Here is a 14,281-nt window from a genome sequence, read left to right as displayed (position 1 = left end):
TTCGGCCTACGTTGTTACACGCCCCGGTGCCACACTCAGCGACTTTGTCGTACGAATTCCCGGCTGGTCCAACGTCATCACCACGCGTTAGGAGAGAATTGTATCCTTAGCAAATGTCGCCGTCTTGGTAGCCGCTATCTTGCGATCGGCGAGGCGATGTGGTTCAGCCTCCCTTATAGCAACCAGAGCGCTTGCCATGATGTAATTAGCTGCTCTCCGACGATGTCGTCGGTCATTTCAGGTTAATGAAGCCGCCTTTTTCGGGTTAGGCGCAAGCGCCAGCCGGCCACAGGTCCGCCCTCCCCAGCCGACCCTCGCATGCCCAGAGCGACAAACACGAGGCCCGGATTGAGGAGCTATAGTCTGGACTGGCGTCGAACAGATCTTCCTCGCTCGGCCCCTGGTGATCGCTTGACGCAACTTGGCCAAGAACATATAAAGACATAAAGAATCCTTTATGTGATGGCTTTCATGACGATTGATATTGGGAATTTATCCCTTTTTTGGATTGCTGCGGTACTTCTGCTTGGGTCGCCCGGCCCAGCCATTGCGGCGCTTATTGCTGTTGGCAAGAACCGGGGATTTCTCCAGGGTTTGCGCTTCTACGGCGGCCTGCAGCTTGGTCTGGCGATTGCCGCCGGTGCGAGCGCGGCCGGCCTCTTTTCCATATTCGCCGCCATTCCGGGTGCCACAAAGGCGATGATGTTCATCGCAACCGCCTATCTGCTCTATCTCTCTTACAAGATCGCTTTCGCACCGGTTGGAGCGAGTGAAACAGAGAGCCGAACGAACTTCGCCTCGACGGTGGCCGGCGGAGCGTTCCTTGGCGTGACAAATCCCAAGGCCTATATCGCCTTTGCGTCGCTCATGGCATCGTACTCGATCGTCCGGCTCGACACCGTTGCTGACATGTCGATCAAATGGATCGTCTGCGTTGCTGTCATGGTCGTCGTCGACCTTGCCTGGCTCTGGGCTGGCGTCGCCCTTGGTCGGGCCAACCTCAAGCCAGCGACAGAGAGAGCAGTTAATGTCCTCATGGGCGCCACGATCCTGGCCACTGTATTGATGGCCATTCTGTGAGCGGCGCACTTGCCCGCAAATCATAAGGGTAAGGAGATGGCGCCTGCCGCAGGTCATAAGGCGAACCGAAGCTTCCCCTATGAAGCTGTAAAGGTTCTGTCGCAACACGGTATCGAGATGGTCCATATGATGCACAAACGGCAGGCGAGGTTCGCCGACAATCCACGCCCGTCAATCGCAGAGCAATTCCGAACTTATTGCCGCTTGAGCCCCAGTGCATGGCTCCGCATCCGTGACCTCAATATCGTTTTGCGACAGAACCGCAATTTGCGATACCGGTGTCATCGACATACTCGTGACCGATAAGTTTACGGCTGAGCGATTGATCAGCGCCTGATTTTCCGGGGCGCGAATAGCGATAGAAAAGAGGGAAAGTTGCATGATTGTAAGCGATGGGTGACCGACCGATGCCCGCAGCGGGATCGGGAGCCCTCCTCTTGGCGGCCGAAAGGGTGATTAGGTCTATGTCGGGGGGTGTAAAGGGGCTTCGATGCCAAGGATGCAGCCCACCTTAGGAAGGCTCTCGACAGCCTGAAAGCCAGCCAGCGGCCGACGCGGGTCTGTATGAACTGCAGCCCCGACGCAGTGCGCCAGCGACTCCGTGCGTTTTCGGTTGCTTTTCATGGTCCTGATTGCCGTCGTCGCAGTCGTTGCCTTCATTGCGCAGTAAGAGTGCCGGCCAGCACTAGCAGAAGACATGTGCGGCGTCAGGATCGAACTCCAGATGCACATTGTCGCCACGGCTCAAGCCCGAGATGGCTTCATGGCCGAAGGGCAGACGCACGGACAGGGTTTCGCCGGCGGCAATCCGCGTGGTCACATGCACGTTGTTGCCGAGGAAAGTGATATCATTGACCGTCGCGCTGAGGCCCTTGCTCACACCCGCCTCGCGCCCGAGCCGGATGCGCTCGGGCCGCAGCATCAATGCCGCCTTACTGCCCGACATCGGCCGGCCGTGAACCGGGATGCTGTCGAAGACGGTCTTGTCACTGAGCGAGATCGTCGCCTGGCCATTGTCCGAGGACAGCAGTTGGCACGAAATGAAATCGCTGTCGCCGATGAATTCGGCAACGAAGCGGGTTTTCGGATTGGCGTAAAGTTCCGGCCCGGTGCCGATCTGATCGATGATGCCTTTGGAGAAGACGGCGATACGATCGGACAACCGCAGGGCCTCTTCCTGGTCGTGAGTCACATAGAGGATCGTTACTTCGGTCTGCTCGTGGATCCTTTTGATCTCGTGCTGGATCTCTTCGCGCAATTTCTTGTCGAGCGCCGACAAGGGCTCGTCCATGAGAAGCACCGGCGGATCATAGGCGAGCGCCCTTGCAAGGGCGACGCGCTGCTGCTGGCCGCCCGACATTTGCGCGGGCTTGCGGTCTTCGAAGCCTTCGAGCCGGACAAGGCGGAGCATTTCCCTGACCCGGCTGTCGACCTCTGCCTTGGACTTGCGGCGAACCTTCAGCGGAAATGCTATATTCTCTCCGACAGTCAAATGCGGAAACAACGTATAGCGCTGGAACACCATGCCGATATTACGCTTGTGCGATGGCGTCGACAGTAGCGTCTCGCCGTTCAGCAGGATATCGCCCTTGGTCGGGTTCTCGAAACCGGCGAGGATATAAAGCGTCGTGCTCTTGCCCGAACCCGAGGGGCCGAGAAAGGTCAGAAACTCGCCGCGCCTGACCTCGAGATTGACGTCGTGGACAGCGACGACGGGGCCGTATTCCTTGCGGATGCCTTTGATCTTCAAGAAAGATTCGCTCATGATTTCAGAACCTTGCGTACGATCGCGGCCAATGTCATCAATATGACCGTCAACAGGATGAGAAGAGTGGAAGCGGCGGCGACGACCGGGGTCAGATCCTGCCTGAGCGTCGCCCAGACCTTGACCGGCAGGGTTTGCAGCGTCGGGCTCGCCATGAAGATCGCCACCACCACCTCATCCCACGATGTCAGGAACGAGAAGACGGCGGCCGAGAACAATCCGTGGCTGATGGCCGGCAGCGTCACCCTGATCTTCGCCTCGAGCGGAGAGGCGCCGCAAAGTACGGCGGCATCCTCGATCGATTTGTCGAAGCCCTCAAGCGCGCCGGAGATCGACAGAATGGAAAATGGCAGCGCCAGGACAAGATGAGAGAGGACGAAGCCGATCAGAGTGCCCCCCAACCCGATCCGCAGGAAGAACGCATAAAGCGCCACGGCGAAGACGACGACGGGGAGGATCATCGGCGTCAGGAACAGAGCCTTCAATGCATCGCGAAACAGGAATTTTCCGCGCACGAGGCCGAAGGATGTCACAAGGCCGAGCAGCACCGAAAGCACCGTGACGATCGCCGCGATCTTGAAGCTCGTCCAGGCCGAAGCCAGCCATTGCGGATCGGACAGCAGTTCCGTGTACCAGCGCCATGTCCAGCCCGGCGGCGGAAAGATCAGCCATTGCGACGAGCCGAACGACAAGGCCGCGATGAACAGGATCGGCATCAGCAGGAAAGCCGCGGTCAGGACGGTGATGGCGAGCAGCACATATTTCCACCAGCCGAGGCGATCGAAATTCAGCAGCATCTCAGCGTCCTCCCATATTCTGGGCGCCGAAGAGCCGCAGCTGGACGGCATAGAGCGTCAGGGTGACGACGAGCAGGATGAAGGCTGCTGCGCCGCCCATGCCCCAATTGACGAGGGATTGCACGAATTGCGCAATGAGTTCGGCGAGCATCATGTTGGCGGTACCGCCAAGCAGCGACGGGGTCACGTAGTAGCCGAGCGACATGACGAACACCATCAAGGCCCCCGCCATCATGCCGGGAGCGGCAAGCGGTAGCAGAATGCGAGTCAGGCACTGCAGACGACTAGCGCCGCAGAGCGCTGCCGCCTGCAGCACGGCCGGATCGACCTTTTTGATGACGCCGTAGAGCGGCAGAATGATGAAGGGCAGCATGATATAGGTCATGCCAATCGTCACGCCTGTGAGGTTATTGACCAGGGCAAGCGGCTTATCGATCAGACCCATGCCGATGAGCATCTTGTTGATCAGTCCCGTGCGCTGCAAAAGCACCATCCAGGCATAGGTTCGCGCCAGCAGGTTGGTCCACATCGACAGCAGCAGGATCGCAAAGACGATGGAAGACCAGCGCGAAGGCATGATCGCCAGCGTCCATGCGACAGGAAAACCGATCAGCAGCGACAAGACGGTCACGACGCCCGACACGATGAATGTATTGCCGAAGATCTTCAGATAGGTTTCGGAGCCCAACAACTCTGCATAATTGCCAAAGCCGAATGCCGGCTCCATCACGCTGCGCAAAAGCAGCGCGATGACCGGAAAGATGAAAAAGATCGCGACGAAAGCGAGAGCCGGCGCCACCTGGGCAAATCCGGTGGGCCTTGCCGCCTTGCGCGCCGGTGCGGCCTTATCCGCAACGTCTATGTATGTCGACATGGCAACCCTTTCCCACCACGGGCGCCGACGGGCAGCGAGCGCTACTCGCGGGCCTGGACCTCGCATTGCCCCACCGCGGAGATTTTTCCGCGGTGGTCTGGTCATCTCCGCCGCTTATCGCGCCTGCCAGGCGTACCACTTCTTGCCGATGGCATCCCGGTTTGCGGCCCAATAGCTCATATCGGCGTTGACCTGGCTCGCCGTCTGCTGGTCGGGCAAGGTCTTGGCCGTCTCCGGATCCATCAGTTTCGCCGAGCCGAGATTGATCGGCGCATATCCGGTTGCCTTCGCTAGATCGGCCTGCGGCTGTGCCGAGGTCGCAAGCGCGATGAACTTCATCGCCGTTTCGAGGTTCGGCGCACCCTTCGGGATGACAAGGGAATCCGCTGCCGTAATGTTCTGACTCCATGACGTCTCCGTCTTGACGCCGCTATTGGCAAGCGCCGTCATGCGGCCGTTCCAGAGACTGCCGAAAGGTGCCTCGGCCGACGCCAGCAGCTGCTGCGATTGCGCGCCGCTCGACCACCAGACGATATCCGACTTGATCGTATCGAGCTTCTTGAAGGCGCGATCGAGATCGAGCGGATAGAGCTTGTCGGCGGGAACGCCGTCGGCGAGCAGTGCGGCTTCGATGACGCCGGGCGCGGACCATTTGTAGAAGGTGCGCTTGCCGGGAAACTTCTTGCTGTCAAAAAGATCCGCCCAGGTCTTCGGGCAGGCGCTGACGGCATCGGCGTTGCATCCGATGACGAAGGAATAATAGAAGCTTCCGACCGAATAATCGCTGACGAAACGCGGATCGAGTTTCGATTTATCGATGACGGAAAAATCCAACTTTTCGAGCAGGCCTGCCTTTCCAGCCTGCGCGGCATAATCGCCCTCGACGTCGACGACGTCCCAGCTCACTTGGCCGGCTTCGACCATCGCTTTCAGCTTGCCATAATCAGTCGGGCCGTCCTGCATGACGCCGATGTTGGTTTTGGCCGTGAACTGGTTGGCCCAGGCAACTTTCTGCGCATCCTGCGTCGTTCCTCCCCAGCTTGTAAAGACCATGGTCTCGGCCTTGGCGGGCATGGATGCGGCTATCATTGCGGCAAAGGCCGCGAGTGCAATTCTTGCTTTCATGTTCCCTTGTCCTTGTTTTTAAGTTCTTAGAGGCATGCCTTACGCACCCGCCCGTTCATCCCAATGGGGAGAAACCGGCGGGCTTCATAATCTTGTTTTCCGCTTGTTCGATCAGGTCGCGGATCTTTGGCAGGAAAGCCTGCCACTCGGGGTCCGCCGCCAGCCGCCCGCGCCGCGCCTCACGATCGTCGAGGCTTGAATAGGCCCAGATGTGCACGATCTCGTTGATTACTCCGATTTCCGAATGGAAGTAGCCGACAAGATTGCCGAGATGCGCCTTCTGGATGGCAATCCCTTCCTCTTCGACGACCTTCAGATACTGCGGGATGGTGCCGTTCTTCAGTCGGTAGGTGCGGATCTCGTAAAACATCGGCCTCACCTCATGACGAAGGGATCGGGGATCGGATCATCCGACGTGCGAAGCCAGATGGTCTTGGTGCGCGTGTAATCGAGCGCAGCCGCAAGCCCGCCTTCCCGGCCATGGCCTGAGAGGCCGAAACCACCGAAGGGCGCGATCGGCGATACCGCGCGATAGGTGTTGACCCAGACGACGCCGGCGCGGATGCCCTTCATCAGGCGATGGGCGCGCGTAAGGTTCTGGGTGAAGACACCGGATGCCAGTCCGTAGCGAGTGTCGTTTGCAAGCCTCAACGCTTCTGCCTCGCTCTCGAACGAGACAACCGACAGAACGGGCCCGAAGAATTCCTCGGCCAATGACGGCGAGCTGACACCATCGCAATCCAGGATCGTCGGCGGGAAATAGTAACCCACGCCGTCGGGCTTTTGCCCGCCGGTGACGAGCCGAGCGCCGCTCCTGATGGATGTCTCGACAAGCGCGGCCACATGATCCTGTTGTCTCTTGGTGGCGAGCGGACCGACCTCGGTTGCCATATCAAGCGGTGAGCCGATGCGGATTGCTTCGGCCTTGCGCTTGAGGATCGACAGAAATGCCTCCTTGACGCTGGCCTCGATGATCAGCCGCGAGCCGGCAACACAGCTTTGGCCGGTCGCCGCGAAAATGCCCGCGACTTGCGCATTCGCGGCACTTTCGAGATCGGCATCGGCAAAGACGATGAAGGGCGATTTGCCCCCTAGTTCCAACGATGTCGAGGCGAGGTTCTCCGCCGAATTGCGGATGACATGGCGTGCCGTCTCTGGCCCGCCGGTAAAGGCGATATGCGCGACCTTCGGATGCCGCCCGAGTGCCGCACCGCAGGAAGGGCCGAAACCGGTGATGATGTTGACGACGCCGGCCGGAAAGCCGGCTTCGTGGACTAGCCGCGCGAATTCCAGAAGCGGCGCCGGCGCGTCTTCCGAAGCCTTGACGACCATGGTGCAGCCGGCGGCCAATGCCGGGCCGATCTTAACGGCCGACAGGAACAGCTGGCTGTTCCAGGGCACGACCATGGCAACGACGCCGACCGGCTCGCGGCGCAGCCAGACATCCATGTCCGGCTTGTCGATCGGCAGATAGGAACCCTCGATCTTGTCGGCGATGCCGGCATAGTAGCGATAATAGTCGGCAACATAGGCAATCTGCGCCGAGGTCTCGCGAATGATCTTGCCGGTGTCGCGCGTTTCCAGTTCGGCAAGTTTCTGCGCATTGACTGCCACGAGATCGGCGAGCTTGTAGAGGAGCTTGCCGCGCTGCGTCGCCGTCGTCTTTGCCCAGGGGCCATCATAGAGCGCCCTCTCAGCGGCATCGACGGCACGGTCGACATCGGCCTCGCGCGCTTCCGGCATCTCGGCCCAGACGTCTCCGGTCGCGGGATCGATGCTCTGGAAGCACGCCTCCCCATCCAGAAACTCGCCATCGATATAATACTGGAAGCGCTGCATGGCGTTCACTCCGCAAATGCCGGCATGACTTCGGCGATGAAGCGTTCGAGCGAAGCTTTCTTGCGCTCGAAGGACATGCCTGTGTCGATCCAGAAGGAATATTCGTCGTAACCCATCGCTTCATATGTCTTTAGCCGGGCAATCACCGTCGAGGCGTCGCCGACAACATTGTTGCTGCGCATGACCGCATCGGACAGCATGGCGTTGGCGCGAATATCCTCTTCGGGGATGCGCTCGATCAGGCCCTGATGGACCGGTTTCTCGTTCTTGAACCAGGCGAAGAAGTAATTGTAATAGACGCTGAGCTCATGCGCGGCCCGTGCGATATCGTCCTCCGAAGAGCCGACATAGGTATGCCGCAGGAGCATGATCTTCGGGCGCTCTATATGCAGGTTCTTTGCGCAGGCATCGTTGAAGCGACCCATCAGCGCGCCGACCTCGTCGTCACCCTGCCAAAGCGGCGTCACCTGAACATTGCAGCCATTGGCGACGGCAAATTCGTGCGAATTCGGGTCGCGCGCTGCAACCCAGATCGGCGGGTTCGGCTCTTGCAGCGGCTTCGGCGCCGAAGTGGTCGATGGGAATTTGAAGAATTCGCCATCATGGGCGTAGTCCCCTTGCCAGATGCCTTTGATGGCGGGGATGAGCTCGCGCATGCGCTGGCCGGCACCCCAGGCATCAAGACCCGGCAGCAGCCGCTCATACTCGAAGGAATAGGCGCCGCGGGCAATACCGATATCGAGGCGGCCGTCGCAGATGATGTCGGCCATGGCGGCTTCGCCGGCAAGCTTGATCGGATGCCAGAACGGCGCGATCACCGTTCCCGTGCCAAGCCTTGCCCGTGACGTCCGGCGCGCCAGATCGGCGATCGTCACGAAAGGATTGGGCGCGATGGTGAAATCCATCCCGTGATGCTCGCCCGTCCAGATCGCGTGCATGCCGCCCTTGTCGGCGATCTCGCAGAGCGCGACGAATTCCTCATAGAGGCTCTTATGGGTCTGGCTCGCGTCGAGGCGCTCCATGTGAACGAAGAGAGAGAATTTCATGCTTGCACCGCCTTCCCGGAAATCGGCCGCACCAAGCCGGAGGTCTCGTCGCCAAAATAGACCCCGAAATTGCCAATCTGGCTTTCCATTGCGAAGCGGGCGACGATATCGGCCGTCGAACTCGTCTTGAAGTGCACCGCCTTCAAAGCATCCGGCTTCATGAACCTGCCCTCACGCGGCTCGCCTTGCGAGGCGAAGGCGCGATAGACGATGTGATGCTTGCCATCGCTCTTGCCTTCATAGACCGAGTATAGAAAGCCAACCGTCACCGGCAGGCCGGTCAGTGCAGTCAGATACTGGCCAAGAATGTCGGCTGGGCTGCCCTCCCTGCCCTCGCAATTCGGAAGAGCGAGAACGTCATTGCCAAGCAGCAGGATTTCGCCATCGCGCTCGACCACCGCGCCAAGTTCGATATTGCCCTCCGCTGCGGCAGAGACTGCCTTGCTTGCCAGGATCGGCGTGAAATAGCCGCCGCGCGCATAGCCGAGGCCATTGCGGCCGCTATTGTCGAACGAGACGATACGTCCCATCAGGACGACATGGTCGCCGGCTTCGATCACCTGCTCCATGGCGCATTCGAACCAGGCGGCGACATCGGCAAGGATTGGGCAGCCATCAGCACCTGAATTCCACTCGACGGCGGCGAACCTGTCTTCGACGGGCCGCGCAAAGGTGTTGGAGACGGCCTTCTGTGTTTCCGACAGCACATTGATCGCAAAGTGGTTGGCACTCGTCATAGCCGCGAAATTACGCGAGGTCTTTGCCAGGCAAACAAGAAGAAGCGGCGGCTCAAGCGACACCGACGTGAAAGAATTCGCCGTAAAGCCGATCGGCAGGCCAGCCTGATCGCGTGCGGTCACAACCGTCACGCCGGTCGGAAACGCGCCGAAGGCGTCGCGCAGCGCCCTTGGATCGAAATCTTGTGCCGTCATCTTGCGTCCTCCCCGCATGAAAGCCACTCGGCAAGCAGCTCATTGACGATATCTGGCGCCGTCAAGTTCACCATATGGCGATGCCCTTCGACGATCCGTGCCCAGCCTTTGGGTGCCGCCGCGGCCATCTGCTCCGCCATCCGCGGCGTCGAGTTCGGATCGTCGGATCCCGTCAGGAACAGTGCAGGTGCCTCGACATCGGGCCAGCGATCGGCATAGGTCTCATCACCGCCGGCGAAAGCGGCATAGGCTGTGGCATAACCTTTCGGATCCACAAGGCCCAACCAGTTCCGCGTGAGCTCCCGCGCGGCTTCACTTTGAGCATCATCGCCGAACCAACGCAGTAGCGGGCCTTCCTTGTCGACACCTGAAAGCGGTATTGCGGCTGCGCGTGCCAGCACGGCCGCCTTGGCCTCGGGATCGCGCCGATAGACGCCATTGAGATAGGCGACTCGCTTGATCCGCTCACCGAAGGTGGCAGCAGCCCCTCCTGCAACGAGCGCACCCATCGAATGGCCGGCAACATTGACCTCACCGAACGCCATCTCATCGAGAAAGCCGCCGAACCAGGCAACGAAGGCTTCCAGCTTGCTGCCGGCGGGCAAACCAACGCTTTCGCCATGACCCGGCATATCGACGGCGATGACGCGATGGCTTCCGGAAAAAGCCACGATCTGGGGCGTCCAGGCTTCAAGCCGCATGCCGACACCATGGATCAGCACTAGCGGCTCGCCTTTGCCGACTTCATGATAGGCGGTGCCGTGCGCCGTGTGCTTGCGGAGCAAGCCTCCTACAGCCACATGATCGGCCTTGTTCTGATCCATCGTTTCCATCGCCGGCATCCAAGCATCCGATCCTTACACGCCGGCCGGATTGGAGACGTCCTGCCCCAGATCCTTGAGGTCCTGGTAACGGTCACCGATGCGATGATGCGGCCGTCCACCGACGGAGGCGCCGAGCGCTACGACGATCTCGTCGGCGGCAGGCGCATCGGGGACCGACGTCTGGATTGTCAGATAATGCGAACGACGGCCTTCATCATTCTTGTCCATCAACGGGATCATGATCGGTGCATTGGCCGGTCCGCGCGTGTTGCAGAAAGCGAGATAGGATTTGGCGCCGACGGCATGGCGATAGTGATTGCCGAAACGCAGGGTGTGGATCAGCGCGGATGCATGTTCGATCTCACCATCGAGACCCACGACGGCGGATTTGCCATAGGCTTCGACTGCCTCGCCCGATCCGACCGCATCGATGATCATCTTGGTGAGCAATTCACCGAGAACTGGCGCGGCGGCGTGAATCTCGGGCTTCAGATCCGCAACGAAGCCGCGGCCGGCCCAGGGATTTTTAACGATCGCGCAGGCCGAGAAAAGCTTTAGCGGCGTAGCCGCTGCCTTCCCCCCTTCAAGAAGCGTCGTTTCGATCTGCAGGACAGTTTTTCGGATCTGAAGGCTCATGGCTCGCTCTCATCTAATATTATATATGATGGTATGCCATAATACTATTCTGTCAAGCGGCCTTAAGCGACCGGATTGAAAAACGTGTCGCGCATCAGAAATAATCAGCTATATCAGTGCTTTATCGATATACGCGACAAGCACCAGCGAAAGCGATGCTTATCATCGCATACCTTCAGCTATTGATGTTCCGCTTTTGTATTCGTTATTATGGTATACCGTCACATCGAGGGCGTGAGAGAGTCAACCCGCTTCACCAGACAAACGACAATTTGATGAGGCGTGACGCCCACCGGTATCATCCGGCGTCGTGCAAGTCGGCCCCTCACACGGCGGGAATTTCGCCGGCGTTACCCCTGGCGGACGATAGCGCCGATTGCGTTGACGACGATACGAGCGGCGGTCGGAGCCGAAAGCCCATCGATATCGGCGGGTGGATAGAGCTCCACCAGATCGAAACCCGCAATGTCAGCCCGCCGGCCGAGGCCGGCGATCAGGTCGATAACCTGCGTATAGGTGAGACCGCCCGGCGTCCGCGCCGCCACACCCGGCATGATGCCGGGATCGATGCTGTCGCAATCCAGGGTGACGACGACCCGAGCTCCTTCCGGAATATGCCGAAGGGCCGCGGCAACGCCCTGCGTATGGATCTCGCGGGCAGTCACGAAGTGGCTGCCGTAGCTCTGTGCAGCCTCGATCTCGGTGGAACGGGCGCTTCCGACGCTGCGAAGACCGACTTGAACCATTCCGGCGACATGCACCATTTCGCTTGCCCGGCGCATCGGGCTCGAATAGCCGTAGCGCTCGCCATGCAGTTCGTCACGCCAGTCGATGTGGGCGTCGATCTGCAGGACCCAGACCGGTCCGTGATCCGCAAAGCCTGCAATAAAAGGGATCGTTACCGAGCAGTCACCGCCGAGCAAGATCGGCACGGCCGACAATGCCAGAACGTCGCGTGTCTTGGCCTCAATTCGGCTCCGGTTGCCGGCATTGTCATGCATGACGGTCTCAATGTTCCCCACGTCGACGCAGGAAATCGGCTTGCCGTCGAACAGCGGGCCGCCGAGATCGAAATCCCAGTGTTCGACAAGCCCGGCATCACCCTGGCTGGCGTCCCGGATTGCCCCGGCCGATAACGCATAGCCGCCGCTGTCCTTGCCGGGATAGGTGCTGCCGTGCCCCGCCCCAAAGATCACCACACGCGGCAGACGACCATCGTCAAAGCGGTCCGAGAAGCCGAGAAAGGAAGAGGAAGCCGTCATTTTCATAGCCTTGGCGAGAAATCAATCGATCGGCTGCCGCCCGGAAAGCACGGCCTGAGCAATGGCGCTTGCGCTGGTGACATGATCCATCGCCGCCTGATAGGCGCCCTCGCCGTCGCCACGCCGGATAGCATCGACGATACGCGCCATCTGCGCAGGCCCTTGGACATCGCGATTTTGCGTCTTGATCGTCATAGAACGCAGGTGATTGATGCGCACGGTCAGGAGGTTGACGACACCCCAGGCCACATGGCGATCGACCATGCTGAACAGCGTCTGATAGAAGGACGATGTGTGAGCGAGCACGCTGGCCATATCCTTCTCGCTGTAGCTATGCCGTATGTCCTCGAGCGACTTGTCCAGAGCATCGGCGATCGCGGGATTGTTCTGCTCGGCGCAAAGCCGTGCCGCCATCCCTTCGAGCGCGGCGCGGATTTCGTAGATCTGCTTGGCTTCGTCATGATTGAGCTGAGCAACAATCGGTCCCTTGTTCGGGAGATTGGCAACCAGACCTTCGGATTCGAGATGGCGCAAGACCTCGCGAACGATCGTGCGGCTGACGCCGAGCTGGGCGCACAGATCGCGTTCGACCAGGCGGTCGCCCGGGCGGAAGTAGCCGTTGATGATCGCCTCCCGCACCTTGTCCAGAGCGAGCTCCCGCAGCGTCTTCGTCGGACGCTCCACGCGAATTGCGGCGCCCTGCGCATCATCATTCATTTCCACACCTCGATCTTCGAATACCATAATATGGCGTACCAAGATCATCCTTTGTCGAAATGAAGTCAATGCGGCAGAGCGGTCGTCAGAGCAAAGCCTGTTCGTGAATGCCGAGATTCTCCCTCAACACCTTCCAGCCTTTCGGCGTGACGTCAACAGGGCGCTTGCATGCCCCGCTGGATGCAGACCGAAAAGGTAAGTGGTTGCGCGCGATAGACTGATGCTTCCGGCTATCGTGCTCGGCTTCAACAGCACACTTTACGCGGTATATCCGAGCCGCAAATATCTCTCGGCCGAGGTCCGCACCTTCATTGATTTCCTAACAATAAATACGCGGGGCCTCAAGAAAAGTTGTAATGAAATGTTGCCGTCAAGCTTCCGGCAAACTTCATTCACAACATTCCCCCGCCGAGAAATGTTCAGAAATATCAGGACGTATAGCGTTCACATGGCCCCGCTAGCCTCAGCATCAGTAAATCGTAATGAAGGCACTGATTATGAGGCAACGGCATATCGTCGCAACTTTGTTGGTAACGGCTATCGGCGGCATCGCCGCTTCGGCACTCGCCAGCGAGCCGGCAGTTACCACAGACGCTCAGACCCCACCGGTCGCCGAGATGGCATCGCCGTGCCCGCCGGCTCATATGCCGCCGGAAGGTTGGGGCTTCCCCGGTCCACCTCCCCAAGGGCCGATGATGGCCTTTGGCGAAGACATGCCCCTGCCGCCGCATGGCTTCCCTCATCCATCGAATCCGGCCCTGGAACTGGCGGGGAAGTTGTCGGCGATGGAAACCTTGATCGGCGTTCGCAGCACTCAGCTTGATGCCTGGAGGGATTATACCAACGCGCTTACCGATTTTCTGGCCTTCCCAAAGCATCGCCCCCCTGGCCCGCCGCCCGTGAATGACGACGCCGCGCAGCAGCCAGACCACGACGACGATAAGCCGACTGAGCTCTTCGGCGAGCGTATCGCCGAGCGCGTTCTTGATCGTGCCGCCAAGGCGACTGCCCTCAAGGACAAAGCTACCGCTCTTCGCACGGTTTTGACCACGGATCAGCTTGCAAAGCTTGAAAATGCCGAACGATCTCTCGTTCCCACCCCTCCTGCATTCCGCTGACCGCGATAGAGGTTCGGTCTGGGAAGCCCACTGCTTAGTCGATCCAGACTATTTCCTCTCCGCCTCCAATCGATCGAGATCCCCCCGGACGCCCTCGTCGGTTGGAAGGAGTAGCCCCTATGGGGCTGAATGGTCCGGGAGCGCCCCGCCCGGCGTTCCCGGACCTCTCGCGTGCCAGATCCGCCCTTTCGGCGGGAGAAGCCAATTGCCTTCCGCGGGCTCCATCGCCCGCACGAGGATCGGCAAGCCGGCGCAAAGACCAATTG

Annotated in this window: 14 protein-coding genes and 2 pseudogenes; 4 read left to right on the top strand and 12 right to left on the bottom strand. The window is 59.8% G+C overall.

Annotated elements, in window-relative coordinates:
- The first annotated feature begins 471 nt into the window (after positions 1-471).
- Positions 472-1,080 carry a LysE family translocator gene (locus AC13QE_RS18415; protein WP_488484763.1) on the top strand — a complete coding sequence of 203 codons (609 nt, stop codon included), beginning with the start codon at positions 472-474 and terminating at the stop codon, positions 1,078-1,080.
- Between the two features lie 108 nt (positions 1,081-1,188).
- A pseudogene (locus AC13QE_RS18410) lies at positions 1,189-1,269 on the top strand (IS6 family transposase); the annotation flags it as partial.
- A gap of 496 nt (positions 1,270-1,765) precedes the next feature.
- Here AC13QE_RS18410 and AC13QE_RS18405 read toward each other — a convergent pair.
- The 12 genes from AC13QE_RS18405 to AC13QE_RS18350 form a co-directional block, all read right to left on the bottom strand.
- Complete coding sequence (locus tag AC13QE_RS18405) at positions 1,766-2,845, bottom strand: ABC transporter ATP-binding protein (protein ID WP_488484762.1); 1,080 nt, start codon at positions 2,843-2,845, stop codon at positions 1,766-1,768.
- Positions 2,842-3,642, bottom strand: a complete 801-nt coding sequence (locus tag AC13QE_RS18400; protein ID WP_488484761.1) for an ABC transporter permease — start codon at positions 3,640-3,642, stop codon at positions 2,842-2,844. Before AC13QE_RS18400 ends, AC13QE_RS18405 begins: the two co-directional genes overlap by 4 nt.
- Before the next feature lies 1 nt (position 3,643).
- On the bottom strand, positions 3,644-4,516 hold the full coding sequence (locus AC13QE_RS18395) for an ABC transporter permease (protein WP_488484760.1): 873 nt from the start codon (positions 4,514-4,516) through the stop codon (positions 3,644-3,646).
- Positions 4,517-4,630: 114 nt separating this feature from the next.
- On the bottom strand, positions 4,631-5,641 hold the full coding sequence (locus tag AC13QE_RS18390; RefSeq protein WP_488484759.1) for an ABC transporter substrate-binding protein: 1,011 nt from the start codon (positions 5,639-5,641) through the stop codon (positions 4,631-4,633).
- Positions 5,642-5,696: 55 nt separating this feature from the next.
- Positions 5,697-6,011, bottom strand: coding sequence for an NIPSNAP family protein (locus AC13QE_RS18385; RefSeq protein WP_174172767.1), 315 nt, complete (start codon positions 6,009-6,011; stop codon positions 5,697-5,699).
- A gap of 5 nt (positions 6,012-6,016) precedes the next feature.
- Entirely contained in the window at positions 6,017-7,480 is a 1,464-nt protein-coding gene (locus AC13QE_RS18380; RefSeq protein ID WP_488484758.1) for an aldehyde dehydrogenase, read from the bottom strand.
- Positions 7,481-7,485: 5 nt separating this feature from the next.
- Positions 7,486-8,526: an LLM class flavin-dependent oxidoreductase gene (locus AC13QE_RS18375; protein WP_488484757.1), complete on the bottom strand. Its 1,041-nt coding sequence runs from the start codon at positions 8,524-8,526 to the stop codon at positions 7,486-7,488.
- Positions 8,523-9,458, bottom strand: a complete 936-nt coding sequence (locus AC13QE_RS18370; RefSeq protein WP_488484756.1) for a flavin reductase family protein — start codon at positions 9,456-9,458, stop codon at positions 8,523-8,525. Before AC13QE_RS18370 ends, AC13QE_RS18375 begins: the two co-directional genes overlap by 4 nt.
- A complete protein-coding gene (locus AC13QE_RS18365; protein WP_488484755.1) occupies positions 9,455-10,291 on the bottom strand; it encodes an alpha/beta fold hydrolase in 837 nt (278 codons plus the stop codon). Before AC13QE_RS18365 ends, AC13QE_RS18370 begins: the two co-directional genes overlap by 4 nt.
- A gap of 24 nt (positions 10,292-10,315) precedes the next feature.
- The gene (locus AC13QE_RS18360; protein WP_488484754.1) at positions 10,316-10,918 is read right to left on the bottom strand and encodes an amino acid synthesis family protein; all 603 of its coding nucleotides are present in this window, start codon (positions 10,916-10,918) and stop codon (positions 10,316-10,318) included.
- Positions 10,919-11,268: 350 nt separating this feature from the next.
- Positions 11,269-12,180, bottom strand: a complete 912-nt coding sequence (locus AC13QE_RS18355) for an agmatinase (protein ID WP_488484753.1) — start codon at positions 12,178-12,180, stop codon at positions 11,269-11,271.
- Positions 12,181-12,201: 21 nt separating this feature from the next.
- The gene (locus tag AC13QE_RS18350) at positions 12,202-12,897 is read right to left on the bottom strand and encodes a GntR family transcriptional regulator (RefSeq protein WP_488484752.1); all 696 of its coding nucleotides are present in this window, start codon (positions 12,895-12,897) and stop codon (positions 12,202-12,204) included.
- A gap of 238 nt (positions 12,898-13,135) precedes the next feature.
- Here AC13QE_RS18350 and AC13QE_RS18345 point away from each other — a divergent pair.
- Positions 13,136-13,231, top strand: a pseudogene (locus tag AC13QE_RS18345) (LysR family transcriptional regulator); the annotation flags it as partial.
- A 163-nt stretch (positions 13,232-13,394) separates the two neighbouring features.
- On the top strand, positions 13,395-14,015 hold the full coding sequence (locus AC13QE_RS18340; RefSeq protein ID WP_488484826.1) for a hypothetical protein: 621 nt from the start codon (positions 13,395-13,397) through the stop codon (positions 14,013-14,015).
- Positions 14,016-14,281 lie beyond the last annotated feature (266 nt).

The sequence above is a fragment of the Martinezella sp. CNPSo 3957 genome (genome assembly GCF_057784395.1).
Note: the sequence above shows the minus strand (reverse complement) of the source record. Positions and strands in the feature narration are given on the sequence as shown.